General features: G+C 66.3%; 21 protein-coding genes and 1 pseudogene. 14 read left to right on the top strand and 8 right to left on the bottom strand.

Going from position 1 to position 24,778, the window contains the following annotated elements:
* Positions 1 to 7: 7 nt before the first annotated feature.
* From A9G05_RS28105 to A9G05_RS12155, 3 genes are all read left to right on the top strand, one after another.
* Positions 8 to 286: a hypothetical protein gene (locus A9G05_RS28105; RefSeq protein WP_240919494.1), complete on the top strand. Its 279-nt coding sequence runs from the start codon at positions 8 to 10 to the stop codon at positions 284 to 286.
* A 311-nt stretch (positions 287 to 597) separates the two neighbouring features.
* The gene (locus A9G05_RS12160; protein ID WP_069561230.1) at positions 598 to 1,326 is read left to right on the top strand and encodes a DUF599 domain-containing protein; all 729 of its coding nucleotides are present in this window, start codon (positions 598 to 600) and stop codon (positions 1,324 to 1,326) included.
* Positions 1,323 to 1,712, top strand: coding sequence for an MAPEG family protein (locus A9G05_RS12155; RefSeq protein ID WP_069561229.1), 390 nt, complete (start codon positions 1,323 to 1,325; stop codon positions 1,710 to 1,712). Before A9G05_RS12160 ends, A9G05_RS12155 begins: the two co-directional genes overlap by 4 nt.
* Before the next feature lie 89 nt (positions 1,713 to 1,801).
* Here A9G05_RS12155 and A9G05_RS12150 read toward each other — a convergent pair whose 3' ends face one another.
* Entirely contained in the window at positions 1,802 to 2,020 is a 219-nt protein-coding gene (locus tag A9G05_RS12150; protein ID WP_069561228.1) for a hypothetical protein, read from the bottom strand.
* Between the two features lie 118 nt (positions 2,021 to 2,138).
* On the opposite strand from A9G05_RS12150, the gene A9G05_RS12145 reads away from it, so the two are divergent.
* The 4 genes from A9G05_RS12145 (at position 2,139) to htpG (ending at position 6,395) form a co-directional block, all read left to right on the top strand.
* On the top strand, positions 2,139 to 2,603 hold the full coding sequence (locus tag A9G05_RS12145) for a PaaI family thioesterase (RefSeq protein ID WP_069561227.1): 465 nt from the start codon (positions 2,139 to 2,141) through the stop codon (positions 2,601 to 2,603).
* Positions 2,600 to 3,043 carry a PaaI family thioesterase gene (locus tag A9G05_RS12140; protein ID WP_069561226.1) on the top strand — a complete coding sequence of 148 codons (444 nt, stop codon included), beginning with the start codon at positions 2,600 to 2,602 and terminating at the stop codon, positions 3,041 to 3,043. Before A9G05_RS12145 ends, A9G05_RS12140 begins: the two co-directional genes overlap by 4 nt.
* A 48-nt stretch (positions 3,044 to 3,091) precedes the next feature.
* The gene (locus A9G05_RS12135; protein WP_069561225.1) at positions 3,092 to 4,333 is read left to right on the top strand and encodes an MFS transporter; all 1,242 of its coding nucleotides are present in this window, start codon (positions 3,092 to 3,094) and stop codon (positions 4,331 to 4,333) included.
* Positions 4,334 to 4,490: 157 nt separating this feature from the next.
* A complete protein-coding gene (htpG, locus tag A9G05_RS12130) occupies positions 4,491 to 6,395 on the top strand; it encodes a molecular chaperone HtpG (RefSeq protein ID WP_069561285.1) in 1,905 nt (634 codons plus the stop codon).
* Between the two features lie 68 nt (positions 6,396 to 6,463).
* On the opposite strand, the gene A9G05_RS12125 is transcribed toward htpG, so the two are convergent.
* Both A9G05_RS12125 and A9G05_RS12120 read right to left on the bottom strand, forming a co-directional pair.
* Positions 6,464 to 7,051 carry a hypothetical protein gene (locus tag A9G05_RS12125; RefSeq protein ID WP_069561224.1) on the bottom strand — a complete coding sequence of 196 codons (588 nt, stop codon included), beginning with the start codon at positions 7,049 to 7,051 and terminating at the stop codon, positions 6,464 to 6,466.
* Complete coding sequence (locus tag A9G05_RS12120) at positions 7,048 to 7,650, bottom strand: hypothetical protein (protein ID WP_069561223.1); 603 nt, start codon at positions 7,648 to 7,650, stop codon at positions 7,048 to 7,050. Before A9G05_RS12120 ends, A9G05_RS12125 begins: the two co-directional genes overlap by 4 nt.
* Positions 7,651 to 7,909: 259 nt before the next feature.
* On the opposite strand from A9G05_RS12120, the gene A9G05_RS12115 reads away from it, so the two are divergent.
* From A9G05_RS12115 to A9G05_RS12105, 3 genes are all read left to right on the top strand, one after another.
* Positions 7,910 to 8,635 (top strand): dienelactone hydrolase family protein, encoded by a 726-nt coding sequence (locus A9G05_RS12115; RefSeq protein ID WP_069561222.1) that lies wholly within the window; start codon positions 7,910 to 7,912, stop codon positions 8,633 to 8,635.
* A 143-nt stretch (positions 8,636 to 8,778) separates the two neighbouring features.
* A complete protein-coding gene (locus tag A9G05_RS12110; protein ID WP_069561221.1) occupies positions 8,779 to 12,480 on the top strand; it encodes a PAS domain S-box protein in 3,702 nt (1,233 codons plus the stop codon).
* Entirely contained in the window at positions 12,477 to 13,487 is a 1,011-nt protein-coding gene (locus tag A9G05_RS12105; protein ID WP_069561220.1) for a two-component system response regulator, read from the top strand. Before A9G05_RS12110 ends, A9G05_RS12105 begins: the two co-directional genes overlap by 4 nt.
* 17 nt (positions 13,488 to 13,504) lie before the next feature.
* Here A9G05_RS12105 and panB read toward each other — a convergent pair whose 3' ends face one another.
* Positions 13,505 to 14,335, bottom strand: a complete 831-nt coding sequence (gene panB / locus A9G05_RS12100) for a 3-methyl-2-oxobutanoate hydroxymethyltransferase (RefSeq protein WP_069561219.1) — start codon at positions 14,333 to 14,335, stop codon at positions 13,505 to 13,507.
* 84 nt (positions 14,336 to 14,419) lie between these two features.
* Between panB and A9G05_RS12095 the strand changes: the two genes are divergently transcribed.
* The 4 genes from A9G05_RS12095 (at position 14,420) to A9G05_RS12080 (ending at position 19,740) form a co-directional block, all read left to right on the top strand.
* The gene (locus A9G05_RS12095) at positions 14,420 to 15,223 is read left to right on the top strand and encodes a helix-turn-helix domain-containing protein (RefSeq protein ID WP_069561218.1); all 804 of its coding nucleotides are present in this window, start codon (positions 14,420 to 14,422) and stop codon (positions 15,221 to 15,223) included.
* Positions 15,224 to 15,434: 211 nt separating this feature from the next.
* Entirely contained in the window at positions 15,435 to 16,889 is a 1,455-nt protein-coding gene (locus tag A9G05_RS12090; RefSeq protein WP_069561217.1) for an APC family permease, read from the top strand.
* 68 nt (positions 16,890 to 16,957) lie between these two features.
* Positions 16,958 to 18,379, top strand: a complete 1,422-nt coding sequence (locus tag A9G05_RS12085) for an aldehyde dehydrogenase family protein (protein ID WP_069561216.1) — start codon at positions 16,958 to 16,960, stop codon at positions 18,377 to 18,379.
* 11 nt (positions 18,380 to 18,390) lie between these two features.
* Positions 18,391 to 19,740, top strand: a complete 1,350-nt coding sequence (locus A9G05_RS12080) for an aminotransferase class III-fold pyridoxal phosphate-dependent enzyme (protein WP_069561215.1) — start codon at positions 18,391 to 18,393, stop codon at positions 19,738 to 19,740.
* 213 nt (positions 19,741 to 19,953) lie between these two features.
* Here A9G05_RS12080 and A9G05_RS12075 read toward each other — a convergent pair whose 3' ends face one another.
* From A9G05_RS12075 to A9G05_RS27820, 4 genes and pseudogenes are all read right to left on the bottom strand, one after another.
* A complete protein-coding gene (locus A9G05_RS12075; protein WP_069561214.1) occupies positions 19,954 to 20,790 on the bottom strand; it encodes a tetratricopeptide repeat protein in 837 nt (278 codons plus the stop codon).
* Positions 20,791 to 20,991: 201 nt separating this feature from the next.
* Entirely contained in the window at positions 20,992 to 21,828 is an 837-nt protein-coding gene (locus A9G05_RS12070; protein WP_069561213.1) for a tetratricopeptide repeat protein, read from the bottom strand.
* Between the two features lie 49 nt (positions 21,829 to 21,877).
* Positions 21,878 to 24,067, bottom strand: coding sequence for a phosphatidylserine/phosphatidylglycerophosphate/cardiolipin synthase family protein (locus A9G05_RS12065; RefSeq protein ID WP_069561212.1), 2,190 nt, complete (start codon positions 24,065 to 24,067; stop codon positions 21,878 to 21,880).
* 16 nt (positions 24,068 to 24,083) lie between these two features.
* Positions 24,084 to 24,778: pseudogene (locus A9G05_RS27820) on the bottom strand (type VI secretion system tip protein VgrG); the annotation flags it as partial.

Below are 24,778 nucleotides of genomic sequence, written 5' to 3'. Positions count from 1 at the left end.
CCAGGTTGTGTTCGATACGATCCTGGCGCAGGACGGCTACGGGCAAGCTGACATCGTCAGCGAGAAGCTCCCAGCCCAGCATCGGGACATCGCCAATGCGGCTGTTGGCAGGGCTCGGGCCCAGGCCTTTGCCGTTGGGATCGAGGGGGCGCTCTTGAAACTTATTTTCATCCACCGCGTGTTCCTCCATGGCTTTGTGAAAAGAAGTACCAATCCGTTGTGGAGGGCGCCACTGGCCGGCAACCGCGAGCAGGCGTTGGCCGATGCACTCCTGTCAGCCAGGTGAATCAGTCGCAGATCCAGGGATGAGGCGGGGCTTCAGAAAGGGGGTGTCGGATTCCTGAGGTGAGATTCGCTCAGGCTGGCCGGGTCGGGATCGAATTCATCAGCCGCTGTGGTCGATTGCAGTCCCGGTATGGGACGGCGAACCCGTCCTAATCGGTTCTATCCGCTTCTCGAACTCTCCATGAGTCTTCCGGCTCCGGTCGGACGCAAGGGTGGGGACGGTGGTTCGGCAGGCCTGCGCAACGTGCTGTCCGCACGCACCTGGGCGACTGTCGGCCGCTATAATGCGCGGCATTCTGCATAGGAGCCTCCATGTCGAGCCACGCTCTGCACAACGTCATCGCAATCATCTGGTTCATCATCTGTTGGGTCGGCTACACCCGCTACGCCATCTGGAAGGGGCGCGACACCCCCTGCCTCGCCTCGGTCATGCACCTCTACCGCGAGGACTGGATGCGTCGGCTGCTGATGCGCGACAACCGCATCGCCGATGCCAGCGTGATCGCCAACCTGGAGCGCAATGCTTCCTTCTTCGCTTCCAGCACCCTGATCATCCTCGCCGGCGTGCTCACCGTGCTGGGCTCTACCGAGCGCGCGGTGTCGGTCCTCGCCGACCTGCCGTTCGTGCAGTCGGCCACCCGCGGCATCTCCGAGGTGAAGCTGCTGTCCATCGCAGTGGTGTTCGTCTACTCCTTCTTCACCTTCAGTTGGTGCATGCGCCAGTACAACTTCGCCGCCGTGCTGGTGGGTTCGGCCCCGCTGATCGGCGAGCGCAACGTGGGTGATCAGGAGCGCAAGGACTTCGCCGTGCGCGCCGCACGGGTCATCTCCCTGGCGGCCAACCAGTTCAACCTGGGCCTGCGCAGCTACTACTTCGGCCTGGCCATGCTGGCCTGGTTCATCAACCCCTGGTTCTTCATGATCGTGACAGCGGGCGTGGTGCTGGTGCTGTACCGCCGCGAGTTCCATTCCGCTGTTCTGGACGTGATGGTCTACACCCCGACCCGGGCACCCGAGCCGCCCAAGGAGAAAGAGGAATGAGTCTGCCGTTCTGGTGTGTGTTCTTCGCCGCGTTGCTGATCTACATCGCACGGATTCCCGTGGGCAAGGCGATGAAGGAGGAGGGCAGTGGTTACGACAATCACAACCCCCGGGCTCAGCAGGCGCGCCTCACCGGTTTCGGGGCGCGGGCTCTGGCGGCGCACCTCAACAGCATCGAGATGTTCCCACTGTTCGTCGCCGGGGTGCTGATGGCCCACACCACCGATACCCGTGGCTGGCTGGTGGATGGCCTGGCGCTGACCTTCATCGCGGCGCGGCTGGTGTTCCTGTTCTGCTACTGGCGCGACCTGTCGACCCCGCGCAGCCTGGCCTGGTTCGTCAGCCTGCTGTGCTCCCTGGTGCTGATGCTCAGCCCGGCACTCTGATCCCCATGGCCCCGGTCAGGCCGGGGCGCATTTCTGCCGAGCGCTGCCAGCCGAGCAGCGCCTGGCCCTTCAAGCCAGTATGCGCAACCTCACCCACCACGGGCGGCGGACGGCCGCCCGGCGTAGGCGTCCCGGGTGGCCGGGCATGCCGGTTCGTCCTGGGACGGCTGGCTGGCCGCGAGCAATGAGTCCAGCGCCTGGGAGGCGGACTCCTCGGCAGCGGCGAGGCGGTCTTCGATGGTGGGTTCGCAGGCACTGAGCGCCAGCGCGAGGGCGAGACAGAGGGGCAGGGCGAAGTGTTTGCGCACGGTGGTCCTCCTGGACAAGGCGGACGCTAGGGCATGAGGCCGCCAGCCGGGGCTGCCCGGCGGTTGACCGACGGCGGTATCATGCGCGCCTTACCGCCAACGCCATGGGAAGTACCGGATGAGCGAAAACCCGATCTTCGATAACGCCCAGCGATTCCTCGCTGTGCTGCGTCACTGTCAGGTCCTCGGGATGCGCGTGCACAGCGCCGACCACAAGGGCCTGACCCTCTGCCTGCCGTACAGCGAGCAGATCATCGGCAACCCGGAGACCGGCGTGATCCATGGCGGCGCCATCACCACCCTGATGGACACCACCTGCGGCATTTCCACCGTATGCGTGCTGCCGTCCTTCGAGATCTGCCCGACCCTGGACCTGCGCATCGACTACATGCACCCGGCCGAGCCGAACAAGGACGTCTACGGGTTCGCCGAGTGCTACCGCGTCACACCGAACGTGATCTTCACCCGTGGCTATGCCTACCAGGACGACCCCGAGCAGCCTATCGCCCACGTGGTCGGCGCCTTCATGCGCATGGGCAAGGCCATTGGCGGGAAGACCGGCAAAGCTGGAGGTGCGGCATGAGCCTGGACCTGAGCGCCCTGGTGCGCGAAGCCCACGAGAAGAACGATTACGACGCCCTGGTGAGCGCCATCCCCTATGCGCGTCTGCTGGGTATCGAGTGCCTGCGGCTGGGCGACGACATGGTCTTTCGCCTGCCCGCCAGCAAGGACAGCATTGGCAACCCGACCTTGCCGGCGATCCATGGCGGGGTGATCGCGGGGTTCATGGAACACGCGGCGATGCTGCACCTGCTGACCTTCATGGGCACGCCACATTTGCCCAAAATCATCGACTTCTCGATAGATTACCTGCGCGCCGGGCACTATCGTGACACCTACGCCCACTGCCAGGTCTGGCGACAGGGGCGGCGTGTCGCCAACGTCGCCATCACCGCCTGGCAAACCACTCAGACCGAGCCCATTGCCACTGCTCGAGCCCACTTCAAGGTCGACGAACCCTGACCCGTGGCCGGGCGCGATGTGCCCGGTCCATGCAACAAGGAATCCTGGATGGATGCACTCCTGATCCTCGGCGGCCTGCTGTCGATCCTCTTCAGCCTGGTCTGGCTGGTCATGCTGGCTTTCGGTACCAGCCTGCTGTGGGGCTTCGGCAGCCTGCTGCTGCCGCCGATCACCCTGGCCTACATCGCGGCGCACTGGCGCACTGCGCGCAAGGCCGTGATGCTCCTTGCGCTGGGCATCATCCCGCTGGTGGTGGGCCTGACCATGCTCGCCTACCGCGACCCCGAGCGCCTGCACGCGCTGCTCAGCCTCGACTGGGCCAAGCCGGAGAAGCAGGCCCCTGGCGAACTGGTCATCCACCTGCGAGGCGAACTCAACGGCCAGCCTTTCATGCCCCAGCAGGCCGAGCTGATCGACGGTGTGCTGAGCCTGCGCGAAGGGCAGGACTTCTTCGCCCGCCGCGAGGTGAGCATCCGCCTGCCCAGCCAGCCCGAGGGCGACGTGCGCCTGGACATTCTCCCGGACGATCCGGGCAGCAAGCCCGAAGTGGAAATAAGCTGGTTGCTCCCCGAGCAGGAGCTGCCGGAGGCCCGCCGCCTGAGCAAGGGCTACACCCTGCACCTGGACCTCAAGCGCACCGGCCCCAATACGCTGGCCGGCGGCTTCCACCTGGTGCTGCCGCCGCAACTGCGCACCACCTTGAGCGGCGATCTGGAGCTGTTCACCGACCGCCTGCGCTACGTCAACGGCCAGGTCGATCTGCGCCACGACTCCCAGGACACCCTGGCCTACGTCGCCCGTGACTACCTGCAACGTCGTTTCGCCACCCGCGAGGTGCAGGTCACCCATCTGCCCCCGGTGAGCCTGCCGGCCCGCGACCTGGACCTGGACGTGGAGGCCCGCATCGACGGCGTGGCCCAGCGCCTGCCGCTGCAGTTCCTCAAGAGCGACCTGCGTGGCTGGACCATTCGTGGTGATGCCTTCCCGCCGTTGCCCGCCGTGGAGGCCAAGCCCGCCACCGCCGAGGCCGAGCCCGAAGAGGCGCGCCCCAGCCGCCCGGTGGACCGCCGCCAGCGCTTTTCCCTGGAACGCCTGCTGACCAACCCCAACCGCTACCAGAACCTCACGGTACGGGTGCAGACCGCCCGAGGCAGCCAAGTGGAAGGGCGCTTCACCGGGATCAACCCCGATGGCCAGGTGGTCATCCAGCGCAACGTCTCCGGTGCCGGTTCCGCCAGCTTCGTGCTGCGCCCCGAAGAAATCGCCCGGATCGAATTGCTGGAGCCCTGAACCCGCTTCCACCCCGCCAGGCGTGCGCTCCCGCGCACCCTGGCGACGCCGCTCGTAGCGTCGTGTGAAAAAAGCCCTTGAAATTCCACAGCATGGCCCCATCTCGGCTGACATCCGCCGCCCCTGCGGCTTCAACCGTCCTTGGAGCTAGATGACCATGAGTGTGGAAACTCAAAAAGAAACCCTGGGCTTCCAGACCGAGGTGAAGCAGCTGCTTCACCTGATGATCCATTCCCTCTATTCGAACAAGGAAATCTTCCTCCGCGAGCTGATTTCCAACGCCTCCGACGCCGCCGACAAGCTGCGTTTCGAAGCCCTGGCCAAGCCCGAGCTGCTCGAAGGCGGTGCCGAGCTGAAGATCCGCGTGAGCTTCGACAAGGACGCCAAGACCGTCACCCTCGAAGACAACGGCATCGGCATGAGCCGCGATGAAGTCATCGCCCACCTCGGCACCATCGCCAAGTCCGGCACCGCCGACTTCCTGAAGAACCTCTCCGGCGACCAGAAGAAGGATTCGCACCTGATCGGTCAGTTCGGCGTGGGCTTCTATTCCGCCTTCATCGTCGCCGACAAGGTGGACGTGTTCACCCGCCGCGCCGGCCTCTCCGCCGCCGAGGGTGTGCACTGGTCCTCCCGCGGCGAGGGCGAGTTCGACATCGCCAACGTCGAGAAGGCCGAGCGCGGCACCCGCATCGTCCTGCACCTGAAAGCCGGTGAGGAAGAGTTCGCCGATGGCTGGCGCCTGCGCAACGTCATCAAGAAGTACTCCGACCACATCGCCCTGCCCATCGAACTGCCGAAGGAGCACCACGGCGAAGAGAAGGACAAGCCGGCCGAGCCCGAGTGGGAGACCGTCAACCGCGCCAGCGCCCTGTGGACCCGTCCGCGCACCGAGGTGAAGGACGAGGAGTACCAGGAGTTCTACAAGCACATCGCTCATGACTTCGAGAACCCGCTGTCCTGGAGCCACAACAAGGTCGAAGGCAAGCTGGAATACACCTCGCTGCTCTACGTACCGGGCCGCGCACCGTTCGACCTGTACCACCGCGAAGCGCCGAAGGGCCTCAAACTCTACGTCCAGCGCGTGTTCATCATGGACCAGGCCGAGCAGTTCCTGCCGCTGTACCTGCGCTTCATCAAGGGCGTGGTGGACTCCAACGACCTGTCCCTGAACGTCTCCCGCGAGATCCTCCAGAACGGCCCGGTGATCGACTCCATGAAGTCGGCACTGACCAAGCGCGTGCTGGACATGCTGGAGAAACTGGCCAAGAACGAACCCGAGCAATACAAGGGCTTCTGGAAGAACTTCGGCCAGGTCCTCAAGGAAGGCCCGGCGGAAGACTTCGCCAACAAGGAGAAGATCGCCGGCCTGCTGCGCTTCGCCTCCACCCACGACGAGAGCGGCGAGCAGAGCGTCGGCCTGGCCGACTACATCGGCCGCCTGAAGGACGGCCAGGACAAGGTCTACTACCTCACCGGCGAGTCCTACGCCCAGGTGAAGAACAGCCCGCACCTGGAAGTCTTCCGCAAGAAAGGCATCGAAGTGCTGCTGCTCACCGACCGCATCGACGAGTGGCTGATGAGCTACCTCACCGAGTTCGACGGCAAGCAGTTCGTCGACGTCGCCCGTGGCGACCTGGACCTCGGCAAGCTGGACTCGGAAGAGGACAAGAAGGCCCAGGAAGAAGTCGCCAAGGCCAAGGAAGGGCTGGTGGAGCGCCTGAAGGGCGCACTGGGTGAGCAGGTGGCCGAGGTGCGTGTCTCTCACCGCCTGACCGATTCCCCGGCGATCCTCGCCATCGGCGAACAGGACCTGGGCCTGCAGATGCGCCAGATCCTCGAAGCCAGCGGGCAGAAGGTGCCGGACTCCAAGCCCATCTTCGAGTTCAACCCCAGCCACCCGCTGATCGAGAAGCTCGACAACGAGCAGGATGAAGAGCGCTTCGGCGAGCTGTCCCACATCCTCTTCGACCAGGCCGCCCTGGCCGCCGGCGACAGCCTGAAGGACCCGGCCGCCTACGTGCGCCGCCTGAACAAGCTGCTGGTGGAACTCTCCGCCTGAGTCGAACGGTCGTAACCGCTGCCATGAAAAAGCCCGCGTCAGCGGGCTTTTTCATGGGGCATTGGCGATCAGAAGATGCCTTGCTTGCTGGCCTCCAGGATGGTGGCCTTGTTGTTGTCGTAGTGAACCTGATTCAGCTGGGTAAAGGGGTTGGCAATGAAAGCACCCGGAAGCAGGAGAATCTGGAACCAGGTGCGGACGCCATCCTGCTTGGACAGCCTGGCCAGTTCCTGCCCGCTGCGATCACGGTAGATGGTTTCAGTGATCACATGCTCTTCTGCAGTTGCCGGGATGACGGCGAATGTGAAGCCACTGATGAAAGCCAGTGCCATGCTCCCGTGGCCGTCACTGGTCACCTTCACTTCCGCCGTGATGTCCGCATCGCCGAAGCCTTCATTGACCGAGGAGAACAGGTTCGATTCCTTGTAGGCCTTGCCGACGATGTCTGACCACGCTTTGACGGCAGCCGGTGGAACGGCGCTTTGCTCATCGTTCATCCTGATCTGGCCTTCCACGACATAACGCATCGAAGGCTTCTGTTCCTTGGCCGCCGGCCAGGCGCCCAGGTCAGCGGTTTCGCCGGAGCGGAAGCCCGCGCAACCGGTGAGCAGGGCCAGGCCCAGGAAGAGGGCGGAGATTCGCAGGAGACGGGTCATTTCGTGTGTTTCCCAAGGTCGGATTGATACTGGTTGAGCAGGTCGTCGAGCGCGCTGCGGCGCTCCGGGCTGCCGTTGACGGTGCCCATCGAGTAGAGCGAGACGCTGTGTTCGGCGTGCTGGCGGGTCTGGTAGCTGTAGAGCAGCTTGCCCTGTGCATCGCTGACCTGGAGGCGGCCGCTGACGTTGGACTCGTCGATGTGGGTCGTGCCGCCGAACCAGATGTAGCCGGTCAGGGTCACGATGGCGAAGGGGAAGTAGCCGCCATAGGGCCGACGGTGGACGTTGTAGGTGTCGAAGCTGAACGAGAGCACCTGGTCATCGGCCGTGATGGCCTGGCCGGGCATGCGCACGTTGCTGAACCGATTGCTCGCCTTGAGGTAGTTGCCCAGGCTGAGGGTCATGCCGGTGGACTGGGTCTTTCCGGCATTCCAGTTGACAAAGGTCTTGTCGGTGACCTCCACGCTGGCCAGGGCGACGCTCTGCTGGCTGGTGGTGGCGGTCTTGTCGGGAGTGGGGAAGTCCGTGCCCTGGGGCACGGTAGCGCACCCGGTCAGCATCGACAGGGCGAGAAGGACAGCGGCGAAAGGCCCCTTCATGTCACGCTCCTTGTGAGGGAAATGGTTGAGTGTTCTTGGTGCCGGGAAAACGGCGGCGAGATGATGCCGATATGATGGCGCCGCTGCAACGGGGCACCGTGATCCCATACAGCGAAACGCGAAACCCTGCACGAATGGCCGGCGGAGCCTGTCCAAACGGTCGCATGCGCTTGGTGCGCGGTAGCGCTAAGCTCCACTGCCGGCCGATGAGGCCCCGCCGAGTGGCTGCCCGACCCATCCGTCCCGAGAGAGGTGATCCATGACCCAGATCCGCGCCCATGCCATCCGTTATGAACTCGACGGGCAGGCCTTCGAAGGCCAGTTGGTCTACGACCCCAGCGTGCAGGACCCGCGCCCCGGGTTGGTGATGGCGCCCAACTGGTTCGGCATCACCGAGACCGCCGTGGAGACGGCGCGCCAGGTGGCCGAGGAGCGGCGTGTGGTGCTGGTGGCGGATCTCTATGGCGCCGAGGTGCGGCCGAAGGATGCCGAGGCGGCGGCTGCTGCCATGCAGCCGCTAAAGGAGGATCGCGCCTTGCTGCGCCGCCGCATGCAGGCCGCGTTGCAGGCCCTGCTTGCACAACACGCGGTGGCCATCGATCCCCAGCGCCTGGCGGCCTTCGGCTTCTGCTTCGGCGGCACCTGCGCGCTGGAGTTGGGCCGTGCCGGGGCCGAGCTCAAGGCCTTCGTCTCCTTCCATGGCGCGCTGGACACCTCCGACCCCACCGATGCCCGCCACATCAAGGGTGCCGTGCTGGTGCTGGACGGCGCCTCCGACCCGCTGGTGCCGCGCACGCAACTGCCGGCCTTCGCCGAGGAAATGAGCGCCGCCGGGGTTGACTGGCAGTTGCTCAGCTACGGCGGGGCGGTGCATTCCTTCACCGACCCCGAAGCGGATCGCCCCGGCGTCGCGCAGTACAACCCGAAGGTGGCACGGCGGGCCTTCGCCGCCATGGACGCATTGCTGGATGAAGTCTTCCTGTAGCGGCCAGCCGGCGCTTGGCAAGGGAATGGGATGATGGCATTTTGCCGGAGTCCCGCCCCCTGATTGCGCCTGCCGGCATTTGACCGGATGGGCAAGAGGGCATTGACTCCAGACATGCCAGTCGCTGCCCCGAGACCCATCCGATGTTCGATCTCTCCCGGTTTTTCTTCGACCACGACCAGCCCACGCTGCTGGTCTTCGGCAGTCACGACCCCTGGCTGGTGCTGTTGTCGGTCTGCATCGCCATCTTCACCTCCGCCATGGCCCTGCAACTGGCCGGCATGGCTCGCCTCAGCCGCGTCCCGCTGTACCGCCAACTGGCCCTCGTCACGGGGGCTGTGGCCCTGGGGGGCGGTGTCTGGGCCATGCACTTCATCGGCATGTTGGCCTTCCAGTTGTGTGCAGCCGTGCGCTACGACCCCGGCCTGACCGTGCTCTCGATGCTGCCCAGCCTGTTCGCCTCCTGGATTGCGCTCAACCTGCTGGCACGTCGCCGGGTGTCGCTGGTGCAGTTCGCCACCGGCGGCGTGCTGGTGGGGGCCGGAATCGGCGCCATGCACTACAGCGGCATGGCCGCCATGCAGTTGGCGCCGCTGCTGCGCTACGACCCGCTGATGTTCGGGCTGTCGATCCTGGTTGCGGTGGTGTTGGCGATCATCGCCCTGTGGGTGCGCTTCGGCCTGCGGGGGCGTGTTGGCGGCGTTTGGGCCATCCTGCTCAGTGGCACGGTGATGGGGCTGGCCATCAGCGGCATGCACTACACCGGTATGGCGGCGGCACGCTTCACCGGCGTCGAGGAGTTCAGCATCCCGCGCCCTGTGGTCGGGGCGGCCTACCTGGCGATGGCGGTGGCCATGGCCACCGTGGCCTTCAGCCTGTTGGTGGCAGCGGTCAACGGCCTGCTGCGCTACCGCGAGCTGTACCGTGAGCTGGAGTCCGGCCGCGACCACCTCAATTCGCTGCTGGATGCCGCCTTCGAGGTGATCTTCACCATCGATCACCAGGGCATCATCCGTTCCGTCAACAATGCCGTCTCCGGCCTGTACGGCTGGCGGCCGGACGAGCTGATCGGGCAGCACATGGGCCTGCTCATGCCCGAGCGGCATACCCGCCAGTTCACCGAGGCACTGGATCAGTACCGCCGTACCGGCCTCTCCCGGCTCTCCGGTAGCGAGTTGGAGCTGTCGGGTATCACCCGTGACGGACGCGAGATCCCCGTCCGCGTCAGCCTCGGCGTGACCCAGCGCGACGGTAATCCCTGGTTCGTGGTGTTCGTCGCCGACATCAGTGAGCGCAAGGCCATGGAACAGGCCCTGCGCGACAGCGAGCAGCAATACCGGTCGTTGATCCGCAACATTCCCGGTGTCTCTTTCCGCTGCCTGATGGACGAGCGTTGCAGCACCCGCTTTGTCAGCGATGCCGTGCGCCGCGTCACCGGCTGGCCGGCGGAGACCTTCATGAGTGGCGAGCGCTCGCTGATCGAGTTGTGCCACCCGGACGACCGCGAGCGGGTGCTGGACGAGGTGAACGACGCCGCCCGCCTGGGACGCAGCTACGTGGTGGAGTACCGCCTGTTCGACCGTGACGGCCATGAGCACTGGGTGTGGGAGAGCGGTAGCGTCGACCTCGACGACCAGGGCGTCCCGCGCTGGGTGGATGGCGTGCTGCTGGACCAGACCGAGACCAAACTGCGCAATGCCGAGTACGAAGGCAAGGTCACCTCCATCAGCAAGGCCATGGCGTTGATCGAGTTCGACCTCACTGGCCAGGTGCTGGAGGTGAACGAGAATTTCCTCGACCTGTTCGGCTACACCCGCGAGGAGCTGATCGGCCAGCACCACCGCATCTTCTGCGATGCAGCCCTGGTGGCCAGCGAGCGCTATCGCCTGTTCTGGGAGGACCTGCGCCAGGGTCACTTCCGCTCCGGGGAGTACCGCCGCCTCGGCAAGGACGGCCGCGACGTGTGGATTCAGGCCACCTACAACCCGATCCTCGATGCCGACGGCCGCCCCTTCAAGATCCTCAAGCTGGCCACCGACCTGACCCCGCGGCGGATGATGGAGCAGGACCTGCGCAACGCCCGCGACCGCGCCGAGCAGGCCGCCGCCGCCCGCAGCAGCTTCCTGGCCAACATGAGCCACGAGATCCGCACACCGATGAACGCCATCATCGGCTTCACCGAACTGCTGCTGGACACGCCCCTGGACGAGACCCAGCGCCGTCACCTGCGCACCGTGCAGCATTCCTCCCGCTCTCTGCTGGGGTTGCTCAACGACATCCTCGATACCGCCAAGCTCGACCGGGGCGCCATCGAGCTGGAGGACATCGATTTCTCCCTGCGCGAACTCTGCGAGCAGGTCTGTGACTCCCAGCGCCTGGGCGCCGAGCGCAAGGGCCTGAGCCTGGAACTGGACTATGCCGCGCACCTGGGCGACTACTTCCGCGGCGACCCGCTGCGCCTGCAGCAAGTGATCACCAACCTGCTGGGCAATGCCGTCAAGTTCACCGAGCGCGGCCGCGTGCGCCTGGTGGTGGACGGCACCCCAGGTGCCCTGCGCCTGGCCATTCATGACACCGGCATCGGCATCGCCGCCGACCGACTGGAGAAGATCTTCGACCCCTTCGCCCAGGCTGACGCCTCCATGAGCCGGCGTTTTGGCGGCACCGGGCTGGGCACCACCATCTCCCGCCAACTGGTGGAGCTGATGGGCGGGCGCATCCGTGTCGAGAGCCGGGAAGGCGCGGGCAGTGTGTTCACCGTCGAAGTGCCGCTGGCCGCCGGCGAGCGCGCTCATGTCAATGCGTTGCGTCAGAGTTCGCCCACCTTGCCGCCGCTGCGCATCCTGGCAGCGGACGACGTGGCGCAGAACCTGGAGCTGCTCACCCTCAACCTCGAACGCCTGGGGCACAGCGTGCACGGCGTGGAAGACGGCGCGGCCGCGGTCGCCGCTTTCGGCGAGCGGGCTTTCGACCTGGTCCTGATGGACGTGCAGATGCCCGGCATGGACGGCCTGGAGGCCAGTCGCGCGATTCGTCAGCAGGAGCAGGCTGCCGGACGGCGCCCTGTGCCGATCATCGCCCTCACCGCCAGCGTGCTCGACCGCGACCGGCAGAACGCGCTGGACGCCGGCATGAACGGTTTTGCCGGCAAGCCCCTGGAGATGGCCGAGCTGCTCTGCGAAATGGGCCGGCTGCTGGGGGGGGAGGCCGGGGAGGGCAGCGCCGGTCCCGCGAAGGGCCTGTCACAGGCGGACCCGGACAGGCTGTTCGACTGGGTCCGGGGCCAGCACCTGTGGGGCGGTGCCGTGCAGATGGCCACCGCCATCGTGCGCTTCCTCGACGAGCAGGAGCGCCTCCTCGAGCACCTGCGCGAGGCGGCGCGGCAGGGTGACTTCACTGATGTGGTGGTCAATGCACACCGCCTGCGCGGCGCTGCCGCCAACCTCGGGCTGGACGAGATGGCCGCCTGCGCCGCTGAGCTGGAGCACGCTGGCAGCGGCGGCCAGCCGCAGGCCCTGGCGGCGCTGCTGCAACAACTGGCGGCTATCATGATCCGTGTCCGTGCGGCGGTCCCGGTGTTCCCGGAGCAGGCCGAGGCGGCGTCCGCGCCGGTCCCGCGGGAGTCCCTGCTGGAGGCCAGTCGCCGTCTGGCTGCCGAGCTGGCCCGTGGTGGGTTGGACGACGACGCCCACGCCCTGTTGCGCCATGGGCTGGAGGGGCAGGCCGCCCAGGCGCGCCTGCAGGCGCTGCAACATGCCATTGACGATTTCGACTTCGACCAGGCCCTCCAGCAGCTCACCGAGCTGCAGGCGTGGCTGGAGACAGGAGAGCTATCCCCATCATGAGCCCGACTTCGCCGGACCCGCGCCAGTGCCTGCTGCTGGTGGATGACGAGCCCACCAACCTGCAGGTGCTGCGCCACATTCTCCAGGACGACTACCGCCTGCTGTTCGCCAAGGACGGGCCCAAGGCCCTGGAACTGGCCGGCCGCGAGCGGCCCGCCCTGGTCCTGCTGGACGTGATGATGCCGGGCATGACCGGCCACGACGTGTGCCAGCAGCTCAAGAACGACCCGGCCACCCGCGAGATCCCGGTGATCTTCGTCACCGCCCTGGCCGATACCGAGGACGAGGCCAAGGGCTTCGAGGTCGGCGCCGTCGACTACATCACCAAGCCGGTCAGTCCGGCCATCGTCAAGGCGCGGGTGCGCACCCACCTGTCCCTGGTGCGCCTGGACGAGCTCAAGCGCACCCGCCTGGAGATCGTCCAGCGGCTCGGCCTCGCCGCCGAGTACAAGGACAACGAGACCGGCCTGCACGTCATCCGCATGAGCCATTACTCGCGCATCCTCGCCCGCGCCCTGGGCTGGAGCGAGGCCGATTGCGACGACCTGCTCAACGCCGCGCCGATGCACGACGTGGGCAAGATCGGCATCCCCGACGCCGTGCTGCGCAAGCCCGGCAAGCTGGATGCGGACGAGTGGGCGGTGATGCGCCAGCACGTCAGCATCGGCGCCACCATCATCGGCGAGCACCCTTCCGGGTTGCTGCGCATAGCCCAGCGCATCGCCCTGACCCACCACGAGAAGTGGGACGGCAGTGGCTACCCCAACGGCCTGGCGGGCGAAGACATCCCCATCGAGGGCCGCATCGTCGCCATTGCCGACGTATTCGACGCCCTCACCAGCGAGCGCCCCTACAAGCTGGCCTGGCCGGTGGAGGAGGCGGTGGCCTTCCTCCGTGAGCAGAGCGGCCAGCACTTCGACCCCGACCTGGTGGAGCTGTTCATCCAGCAACTGCCCGCCGTGCTGGAGGTCAAGGCGCGCTGGGCCGAAGAAGGGCACATGGCGTAACCGCGCCCCAGGGGGCCTCAGCCCACCATCGTCTTCACACCAAAGCAATGCCTCAGCTCCGGGAAGCGCCCCTGGCGCACATCCTCGGCATAGGCCGCCAGGGCCTGCTCGATGCTCGGCGCCAGCGCCGCATAGCGCTTGATGAAGCGCGGCTGGTAGTCACCGAACAGGCCCAGCGCATCCTCGGTCACCAGCACCTGGCCGTCGCAGGCCGGTGACGCGCCGATACCGATGGTGGGGATCGCCAGTTCCTCGCTCAATTGCCGGGCCAGGGGCTCGGCGATGCCCTCCAGCACCACCGCGAAGGCACCGGCTGCCTGCATCGCCAGGGCATCGCGGCGCACCCGCTCGGCGCCGGCCGCATCCAGCCCCTGGGCCTTGAAGCCGCCCAGCACGTTCACCTGCTGCGGCATCAGCCCCACATGGGCCAGCACCGGCACGCCGCGCTGCACCAGGAAGGCCACCGTTTCGGCCAGTGCCTCGCCGGCCTCCAGCTTCACCGCGGCCGCCCCGGTTTCCTGCAGCACCCGCGCCGCAGCGTGGAAGGCCTGCTCCGGGCTGGCCTGGTAGCTGCCGAAGGGCAGGTCGACCGCCACGCAGGCCCGTTCCGAGCCGCGCATCACCGCCTGGCCGTGGGCGATCATCATCTCCAGGCTCACCCCCAGCGTGCTGGGCAGGCCGTAGAGCACCATGCCCAGCGAGTCGCCGACGATGATCAGGTCCGCCTGGGCGTCCACCCAGCGCGCCATCGGCGTGCTGTAGGCGGTCAGCGACACGATGCTGCCGGGGCCCTTGCGCCGGGCGAGTTCGGGGACGCTGATGCGGGAAATGCGGGTGTGGCTGCTCATGACGGACTCCGGGGTAGGGCAATGGAAACGCGAGGCAGGCTACCATCGGCCTTTCGCTTCCCACTTGAGCAGAAGAGACAGCCCATGCCGCACCGGGGACAAGATGCCGTGATCCCGCCGATCCCCACCTGCGCGCGCCTGCCGCGCCCGGTGTACCCGCGCATGTTCGACATTCCTGGGGGCCACCCCATCGCCCTGCACAGCCACCCCTGGGTGCAGTTCACCTACGCCCGCTCCGGGCTCATGCAGGTGCTGACCGAAGACCACAGCTACCTGGTGCCGCCACAGTGCGCCCTGTGGGTCCCGCCGGGCCTGGCCCACACCGCCTCCAGCGAAGGCACCCTGGAGTTCCGCAGCCTCTACCTGGACGCCAGCATCCTCGATGGCTTCCAGCGGCCCTGTGCCGTGCTGCAGGTCACCCCGTTGCTGCGGGAGCTGATGGAGCGCGCTGCCGGTTTCGCCCCGGACTACCCCGAGGACGGCGTCGAAGCGCGCCTGCTGCGGGTGCTGGTGGACGAGATCCGCGCCTTGCCCGAGGCCCCCTTCAAGCTGCCGCTGCCCACCGACCCGCGCCTCAGGCGCATCACCGACAGCCTGCGCGCCGACCCCGGCGACGGGCGTGGCATCGAGGCCTGGGCCCAGGAGGTGGGCGCCACCCGCCGTACCCTCGCACGGCTGTTTCAGGCCCAGACGCGACTCTCCTTCAGCGAATGGCGGCAACGTCTGCGTCTGCTCGCCGCACTGCCGCGCCTGGCCGAAGGCGTCAGCGTCACCGCGCTGGCGGGCGAGCTGGGCTACGACTCCACCTCCGCTTTCATCGCCCTGTTCCAGCGCCATTACGGCTGCACCCCGGGCGCCTGGGCCAAGCGCCTGGGCGGGGCCGCCTGACCGACGCGGGAGGCCGCCCGACCGGCGCGCCTCCCCCCGCCTGACCTGGCCGTCGCCCCTGCACGCGACGGTGACCGATGCTGCCGATTTGGGTTAACGCACCCGGGGGGATCTCCCTAGGATCGAACCTGCCTGTGATTGCACAACAACAAGCTCCATCCGGTTCCCGGACAACCTCACATCGGCTGCCTCATACAACAAGGTCAAGAAAATGAGCGTATCTATGTTGGTCAACGGCTCCTCATCCAACGAGCTGAGGCGCGGCGCACTGGGCGTCGGCTTCATCATCTTCTTCGTGGTCTCCGCCGCCAGCCCGCTGAGCGTCATCGCCGGCGGCTTTCCCATCGGCATCATGCTGGGCAACGGCCCGGGCACGCCGGCGCTGCTGGTCCTGGCGCTGTTGGTGCTGCTGGCGTTCTCGGTCGGCTACACCACCATGTCCCGCCATGTGACCAACGCCGGCGGCTTCTATGCCTTCTCCTCCCGGGGGCTTGGCGGGCTGGCGGGTGGTGCCGCCGGCGTCCTCGCCATGTGTGCCTACAACATCCTCCAGGTGGGGCTCTACGGCATGTTCGGCGGCGTCGCGGCCGGCACCCTGTCCAGCGTCTTCGGGCTGGACCTGCCCTGGTGGGCGTACTCGCTGCTGGCCATGCTCAGCATCGCGATCCTCGGCTACCGCAACATCGACCTCTCGGCACGGCTGCTGTCGGTCATCGTCATTGCCGAGTACCTGGCGATCCTCACCCTCGACGTGGCGATCCTGCGCAGCGGCGGCGACAGCGGCATCAACTTCGCCTCCTTCGAGCCGTCCCATGTCCTCAGCGGCGCGCCCGCCATCGGCCTGCTGTTCTGCTTCGCCGCCTTCATCGGCTTCGAGGCCACCACCATCTACGGCGAAGAGGCCAAGGACCCGCAGCGCACCATCCCCATCGCCACCTACGCTTCCGTCCTGCTGATCGGCTGCTTCTATGCGCTGTCCATCTGGTCCCTGGTGATCGGCGTCGGGGTCGACAAGATCGTTCCGACCCTGCTGGCCCTGCCGGACCCGACCACCTTCATCTACGGCATGTCCGACCACTTCGTCGGGCCGGGCCTGACCTCACTGATCCGCGTGCTGTTCATGGTCAGCATCTATGCCGGCCTGCTGGCCTTCCACAACGCCGCCGCCCGCTACTTCTTCGCCATCGGCCGCGACGGCCTGCTGCCGCGCCAGCTCGGCACCACCCACCGGCTGCACCAGAGCCCGCACATGGGGTCGGCCCTGCAGAGCCTGATCGCGGCAGTGGTGGTGCTGGTCTTCGCTGCCCTGGGGGCCGACCCGATCCTGCAGCTGTTCGCCTGGTTCTCCAGCCTCGCCACCCTCTGCCTGGTGCTGCTGATGGCACTGACCTCGGCGGCGCTGCTGGTGTACTTCAGCCGCCACCCCGAGCTGCGCCTGGGCATCCTGCGCAGCCGCATCCTCCCGGGCTTCTCCTGCATTGCCCTGCTGGGGGTGCTGGGCATCGCGGTGCTGCACTTCGACGTGCTCACCGGCTCCAGCAAGCTCCTGTCCTACGGGCTGTGTGCGGTGATCCCGGTAGCGCTGTTGCTCGGCGTCGCCATGGCTGCGCGGCTGCGCAAGCGCTCCCCCGAGCGTTTCAACGCCCTGGGCAGCCACACGCTGTAGCGGCGCCTTTCCCAACGCAAACCCTGTGGCCGCCGGCCCAAGCGGTGGCAAGTTAATGGAGGACGGTCATGCACGACTATCGAATGCTCATCGACGGCGCCTGGGTAGCAGGCGAAAACGGTCACTTCGGGGTGATCAACCCCGCCACCGGGCGTGCCTTCGCGCAGTGTCCCGCCGGCTCCCTGGACCAGGTCGACCAGGCCGTGCACGCGGCCCAGGTGGCCTTCCGCCAATGGCGGGCCAGCAGCCACGCCATCCGCTGCACGGCCCTGCAGCGCATCGCCGACGACATCGAGGCCGAAGCCGAGGCCCTGGCCACCCTGGTGGTGCAGGAGCAGGGCAAGCCCTTCGCCCTGGCGATGTCGGAGATCATGGGCGGCGCCGCCTGGACCCGCTACAGCGCCGAGAGCGAGATCCCCGTGCGGCTGGTGGAGGACACCCCCACCCAGCGCATCGAGCTGCACCACAAGCCGCTGGGCGTGGTGGCCTCCATCACCCCCTGGAACTGGCCGTTCATGATCGCCGTGTGGCACATCATGCCCGCCCTGCGTGCCGGCAACTGCGTGGTCAGCAAACCCTCCAGCCTCACGCCCCTGAGCACCCTCAAGCTGGTGGAAATCATCGCCCGCCACGTGCCCCGGGGCGTGATCAACATCGTCACCGGCGAGCGCGGCTTCGGCGGCGCCATCGCCAGCCACCCGGGCATCCGCAAGATCGTCTTCACCGGCTCCACCGCCACCGGCCAGAGCGTGATGCGTGCCGCCGCCGGCAACCTCAAGCGGCTGACCCTGGAGCTGGGCGGCAATGATGCCGGCATCGTCCTGCCCGGCACGCCGGTGGAGCCGGTGGCCGAGGCCATCTTCCAGGCCGCCTTCCTCAACATGGGGCAGACCTGCGCCGCGCTGAAGCGCCTCTACATCCATGAGTCCCAGTACCAGGCGTTCTCCCAGGCCCTGGTCGAACTGGCCGGGCGCCAGGTGATCGGCGACGGCCTGGAAGCCGAGGTCACCTTTGGCCCGGTGCAGAACGCCGAGCAACTGGCGCTGGTGGAGAACCTGGTGGCCGATGCCCAGGCCCGGGGCGGCCGCGTGCTGTGTGGCGGCGCACGGCTGGAGCGGGAGGGCTTCTTCTACCCGCCGACCCTGGTTGCCGACGTCACCGACGGCCAGCGCCTGGTGGACGAGGAGCAGTTCGGCCCCGTGCTGCCGCTGATCGCCTACCGCGATGTCGAGGACGTCCTGGCCCGCGCCAACGCCAGCGACATGGGCCTGGGCGGTTCCGTCTGGGGCGCCGATGCCGGTGAGGCTCAGGCACTCGCCCAGCGCCTGGAAAGCGGCGTGGCCTGGGTCAACTGCCACGCCCAGATCCAGCCCAACACCCCCTTCGGCGGCTGCAAGCTTTCCGGCTTCGGCGTCGAGTTCGGATTGGAGGGCCTGCTGGAGTTCACCACCCAGCAGTTGCTCTACGTACGCAAGCAAGAAAGCCAGTGAGGAGCCGCACCATGTACGAGCGTTACAAGACCGCCGAGAAGAAGTTCTGGCACCCCATGAGTGCCTCCGCCGCTGCCCATCGCGGCAAGACCCTGGTCATCGCCCGGGGGGATGGCAACCACATCACCGACATCGACGGCAACCGCCTGCTGGATGGCGTCGGCGGGCTGTGGAACGTCAACGTCGGGCATAACCGTGCCGAAGTGAAGGCCGCCATCGCCGCGCAACTGGACGAACTGGCCTACTACCAGACCTTCGACGGCATCGCCCACCCCCGGGTCTTCGACCTGGCCGACCGGCTCACCGCGATGTTCGCCCAGGAGCGCATGACCCGGGTGCTGTTCAACTCCGGCGGCTCGGACGCCGTGGAAACCGCCCTGAAGATGGCCCGCCAGTACTGGATCGCCGCCGGCCAGCCCGGTCGCACGCGCTTCCTGTCGCTGCGCAACGGCTACCACGGCGTGCATATCGGTGGCACCTCGGTGGGGGGCAACGGCGTGTACCACCATAACCACGGCCCGCTGCTGGGCGGCTGCCACCTGCTGGACACCCCCTGGCTCTACCGCAACCCCTGGGACTGCCGCGACCCGGAGCAACTGGTGGAGTACTGCATCCGCCAGCTCGACGAGCAGATCGCCCTGCTCGGTGCCCAGAGCATCGCCGCCTTCATCGCCGAGCCGGTGCAGGGCGCCGGTGGCGTGATCGTGCCGCCGGCCACCTACTGGAAGCGCCTGCGCGAGGTCTGCGACCGCCATGAAATCCTGCTGATCGCCGACGAGGTGGTCACCGGCTTCGGCCGCTCCGGCTGCATGCTCGGCAGCCGTGGCTGGGGCGTCGCCCCCGACATCCTCTGCCTGGCCAAGGGCATCTCCGCCGGCTACATCCCCCTGGGCGCCACGCTGTTCAACCAGCGCATCAGCGACGCCATCGAGCACGGCCACGGCTTCAGCAACGTGGTCATGCACGGCTACACCTACAGCGGGCACCCCACCGCCTGCGCCGCCGCCCTGGCGGTGCTGGACATCGTCGAAGCCGAGGACCTGCCCGGCAACGCCGCACGGGTCGGGGCCGCGCTCATCGAGCAACTGCTGCCCCTGGCCGAACGCTACGACGTGGTGGGCGAGGTGCGTGGCAAGGGGCTGATGATCGCCCTCGACCTGGTGGCCGACAAACGCACCCGGCAACCCCTGGACCCGGCTGCCGAGCACGCCGCCCGCATTGCCGAGAGCGCCCGTGCCGAAGGCGTGCTGGTACGCCCGGTGGGCAACAAGATCATCCTCTCGCCGCCGCTGACCCTGACCCTGGACGAAGCCGGCACCCTCGCGGCCGCGCTCGACGCAGCGCTCGCCCAGAACCGCTGACCACGCGGCCCCGCCCGCGCGGCCAGCGCCGCGCGGGCCTTCCTCTGCCCAGAAGACCGACAACAACCTCCCAGCGCGGATGAGGAGCATCAGTATCCCGGAAGTGGGTCAGATGGGCAGTTGTTTCTGAAGGCGAGTGTTATCGCCCAGCCGAGGGCCATGAGTGTTCATGTTCTCCACAAGCGCCCTGCAGGCCCTTGGCTGGGCACGGGTTTACAGCTCGGGGCGACGATCCGGGTGTTCGGCGTCATAGCCCTGCTCCGGATGGGGCGGCAATGGGTGTTCGGTCATCAGGTTGGGGAAGCGCAGGTCGGGGTTGGCATCCAATTGCTCGTACAGCTCCATGTAAAGAGTTTTGAGTTTGCTATCGGCGGGATAACCCAGCGTGAATCCAGGACCTGATTTCTCATTGAAGACCGACTCCAGGGTGATCAGTGCATTGGCACTGCCAAGAGATGCTGCCCGTTGGTAGTAGAAGAGGGCCTTGGGGTAGTTGTCTTTTGCGTTCTTGTAAAAAGATGCGGTTTTCATGATGGCATCCGGGTTGTCCTGGGCCCCGGCACAGCGGTAGTACAGCTCGGCCATGTCGTCGTCCTGCCTGTCTCGGGGCAGCTCATAGGCGAAGTACTGCCCGATGCGCACCTGGGCCAGCGGGCTGCCCAGTTGGGCGGCGCGGTACATGAAGGAGCTGGCCATGCGGTCGGACTTGAGCACGCCCTTGCCGTGCTCGGCAGCCACCGCCCAGTTGTAGTAACCCAGCGGCACCTGCAGTTCCACCATGCGCTGGTAGAGCGCGAGCATCTTGCCGGTGTCCTGCTCCACCCCGGGCATGCCGGGCCAACCGGTGCGGTAGAGGCGGGCGAGGTTGTGCATGGCCTTCCAGTGGTCCTTGGCGATGGCCTTTTCATAGGCCTCGACGATGGCCGGCCAGTCGAGGACGCCCGCCTGTTTCTCCAGGGTGCGGGCGTGCTGGAACCAGCGTTCGCCTTCGGCATCCAGCGGTGGGTTGTGGTCTTTTTCGTAGGCGCAGGTAAAGCGGGGGTAGGCCATGGCAGGGGCTCCGGGCAGTAGAAGAAGGCACAGACACAGGCACAGGGCCTCAATCCACGGCAGTCGCATAGGGCGTCTCCATATCCCGGAAGTGGGTCAGATGGGCAGGCGTTTCTGAAGGCGGGTGTTTTCGCCCAGCCGAGGGCCTCGGGTGCTCATGTTCTCCACACGTGCCCTGCAGGCCCTGGGCCGGGCACGGGTTTACAGCTCGGGGCGACGATCCGGGTGTTCGGCGTCATAGCCCTGCTCCGGATGGGGGGGCAATGGGTGTTCGGTCATCAGGTTGGGGAAGCGCAGGTCGGGGTTGGCATCCAGTTGTTCGTACAACGCTTCATAAAACTCATGCAGCTTGGCGTCGGCTTTATAGCCCAAGGTGAAACCAGGGCCGGATTTCTCATTGAATACCCTGCTTAAAGTGTCCAATGCACTGGCACTGCCAAGAGACGCGGCCCGTTGGTAGTAGAAGAGGGCCCTGGGTTTGTTCTGCCGAGCGATTTCGTAGAACGCTGCCGTTTCGATAAGGGCGTCGGGGTTGTCCTGTGCTCCGGCGCAGCGGAAGTACAACTCGGCCATGTCGTCGTCCTGCTTGTGTTGGGGCAGCTCAAAGGCGAAGTAGTTGCCGAGGCGCACCTGGGCCAGCGGGCTGCCCAGTTGGGCGGCGCGGTACATGAAGGAGCTGGCCATGCGGTCGGACTTGAGCACGCCCTTGCCGTGCTCGGCGGCTACCGCCCAGTTGTAGTAACCCAGCGGCACCTGCAGTTCCACCATGCGCTGGTAGAGCGCGAGCATCTTGCCGGTGTCCTGCTCCACCCCAGGCATGCCGGCGCGGCCGATGCGATAGTGGCGGGCGAGGTTGTGCATGGCCTTCCAGTGGTCCTTGGCAATGGCCTTTTCATAGGCATCGACGATGGCCGGCCAGTCGAGGACGCCCGCCTGTTTCTCCAGGGTGCGGGCGTGCTGGAACCAGCGTTCGCCTTCGGCATCCAGCGGTGGGTTGTGGTCTTTTTCGTAGGCGCAGGTAAAGCGGGGGTAGGCCATGGTGGGGGCTCCGGGCAGTAGAAGAAGGCATAGGCATAGACACAGGGCCTCAATCCACGGCAGTCGCATAGGGCGTCTCCACATCCCAGAAACGGGTCAGGTGGGAGATCAGTGGCAGGTTCTTGTTCTTGTTTTTCCAGTTTTTATCCATCACTTGATTCCATAAGTCGAAGTTACGTTTGGCGTCACATTGGCCATTTTTTTTATTAATAGACTCCTCACCTACATGCAGCCCCCAGAGCTTTTCCCGCCACTGCCGCGCCAGCTCCGGGTCCGGGGTGGCCAGGCCCAGTTCGGAGTCGGTTTGCATGCTGCGGGTGTTGATATTGGCGGAGCTGAGCAGGCAGAACACGTCGTCCACCACCAGCAGCTTGGAGTGCACGTAGATGTCGCGGAAGTACGCCTGCTTGCCGGCCGGCAGGGTTTGCCCGGGCTCCGGGGTGCAGGCGGTGAGGGTGGCGATGACGACCTTGAGCCCGTCCAGCTCGCGCAGGGTGTAGGGTTTTGGTGCGTCGTCGTCCTCAACTGACTTGCTCGCCAGCTTCGGAATGTCCTTGGGCTGCATACCGCCGAGGCGTGCTTCCACGTCCGGGGAGACGCCCTGGGCTTCCAGTTGGGCGATCTCGCGCTTGAGCTGGGCGATTTCATTGAGCTGCGTGCGTCGTACATAGGGGTCGTTGTGGAGGTTGGCTTCCAGGTAGGCCAATCGGCTGCGCCGGGTCAGCATCCGCTCGGTCAGGGTGCGTTGGGCCTGGGGCATCAGTTGTTCCTGCCCCAGCTCCTGGAGCATGGCGTAGGTGGTGCTGGAGAAGTGGCCGCTGTTGGGGTTGTTGGTGACGACGAACAGATAGAGGTCCTGCTTGCGCCCACGGGCCTGGTACTGGCTGGCCAGGGTGCGCAGTTGCTGGGCGAACTCGGGGTAGCGGAAGTACTGGTTCTCGAAGTAGGCGTAGTTGCGGACGTTGCCAATGGCCTTGCGGTAGATCTCCAGGATCGAGGTTTCCGCGCCTTCCTGAGGCTGTGTGCGGCAGATCTGCGCCAGGCTGCTGCCGGGTGTTTCGAAATAGCCGGGCTTTATGGCTTGCCGCTGGCTGCTCAGGCTGCCGCTGAACCATTGCTTGTACCAGGGCGTTTCGCGATCCCAGGCGGTGCAGAAGTTGTGGTTGAGGTCGTGCAGCAGGGGGCCGTTGACCTTCATGGACAGGTCCTGCCAGGGACCAAACCCCGGGCTGCGACCAGCGGCCTTGTCGTCGTAGAGATGGGCGCTGCTGTCCCAGTAGTTGTGGTGCATGTTGTGCCCCATGACGAAGCCGATGGCGGCACCTGGCTCCTCATAGTCCACCAGCACCATCTTCTGGTGGTGGCTGGCGAAGAACACCAGCACCAGCATGTGCAGCAGCTGGGTATCCGTCCCGTCGCCCTGCATCAAGCGGTAGAGCATGTCGAGGCGACCCCGCTCCTCCTGGCGGCTCGCACCGGGCAGTATCGAGGCCTGGTTTTCGATGGCGAAGTCGCGGGTGCGGAACTCCACGTTCGGCATCTGGCCGCGCTGCACGCGACGGAACCAGTCGCGGGTGAAGGCCTGGTCATCCGGCGAGAGTTTCGTGCCGCCGGAGCCGCCGGTGGTGTTGTACCCGCCCATGGCGTTGAGTTCGGCTTCTACCTTGCGCAGTTCCTCCAACAGCTCCTGCTCCCGTCGCTGACGCTTGGCCGGGGTGTCGTAGTAAGGCACGCGCCCGGCCCGAAGGAGCGCCAGTTCGTTGCGGTTGACTTTGCGGCGCAGCTCCAGTTGCTCACGGGTCTGCTGGTGGTCCCCGGACGCCGAGCTCCCGCGGCTCATGCCAGAGCCGAGGGCCGTACCGCCAGAACCGAACAGGCCGTCACCGATGATGGTGTTCTCGAGAAAGTTGGCGATCGCGTTCTTCCAGATAAGGACACGAACCTTGACCCGGTTGCGCCCTCGCAGGTCGAGCAACTCGCCGATGCGATCCGCCTTGGGCTTGAAGTGCATTGCCGGGTCGAACCCCCAGCTGATGATGTCCACGCTGCGAGTGGCTCGCTGGATGGCCTCGTGCACCTCGGCAAAGGCCTGCTCGCCGTTGATCAGCGGTATGACCCGGTTGCCGGCTCGGGGCGGGTAGTGCGCGTGCTGGGCGAACCAGTCCATGGTGAGGGTGGCGGATTTGTCCTGCTTGGGTGTGAGGACGATGTTCTGCTTGCTGTAAAGAGGCGTGCTCATGACGTCGGTCCCTGTGTCACGGGGTTTCGGGTTTGCCTTTGGGGTTCCAGGAGGCGAGGAGGTAGTCCTCGCTGCTGCTCAACGGTTCGAGTTGATCCCGCTGTGCCTGGTAGTCCCGATGCCCCTGGCGAGCCACGCGCTCTGCCAGTGAGCTGGCTGTGGTGGCGGTGTCCTGACTGGCATCGACTTCGAAGCGGTGCCCATTGATCAGCTCGATGGCGTAACGCTGGGTACCGGGAATGTGTTCGAAAACGACCTGTCCACCCGGCCCCGTCAGCCCCTGTTTGATCTGAGCACCGTCTGCATACAGCGTGTAGGGCTCGTCGGCGTAGCCGGGTTGGCCAGGCACCGGACTGACCTGGACGCTGAGCTTGTGGATGACATCAGGGGCAGGTTCGGAGACCGCGCGCTGTGTGGCTTTGCCAGGGCGAGCGGAGTCGGCCGGTAATGGCGTGATCGGCAGCATGTTGTGATTGCCGCTGCCCTTGCCCGGTGCCCCGCCGGCGTTGAGCCTGGCCAGCGGGCCGCTGACGGTGACGCCGCCGGGGTCGAGCTTGATGAAGCTGCCGCCGGCCTGGAGGGTCAGTTCCATGCCGGCTTCGATCACCAGCTTCTGCCCGGCCTTGAGGTGGATTTCCTGCCCCGCTTCGATGAACTGCCCAGCACCGATCTGGATGTGCTGCTCATTACCCACGGTGAGGTGGTCGTCCA

The organism is Pseudomonas sp. ENNP23 (assembly GCF_001728945.1).
GTDB lineage: Bacteria > Pseudomonadota > Gammaproteobacteria > Pseudomonadales > Pseudomonadaceae > Metapseudomonas > Metapseudomonas otitidis.
This window is presented reverse-complemented; position numbering and strand designations above follow the sequence as displayed.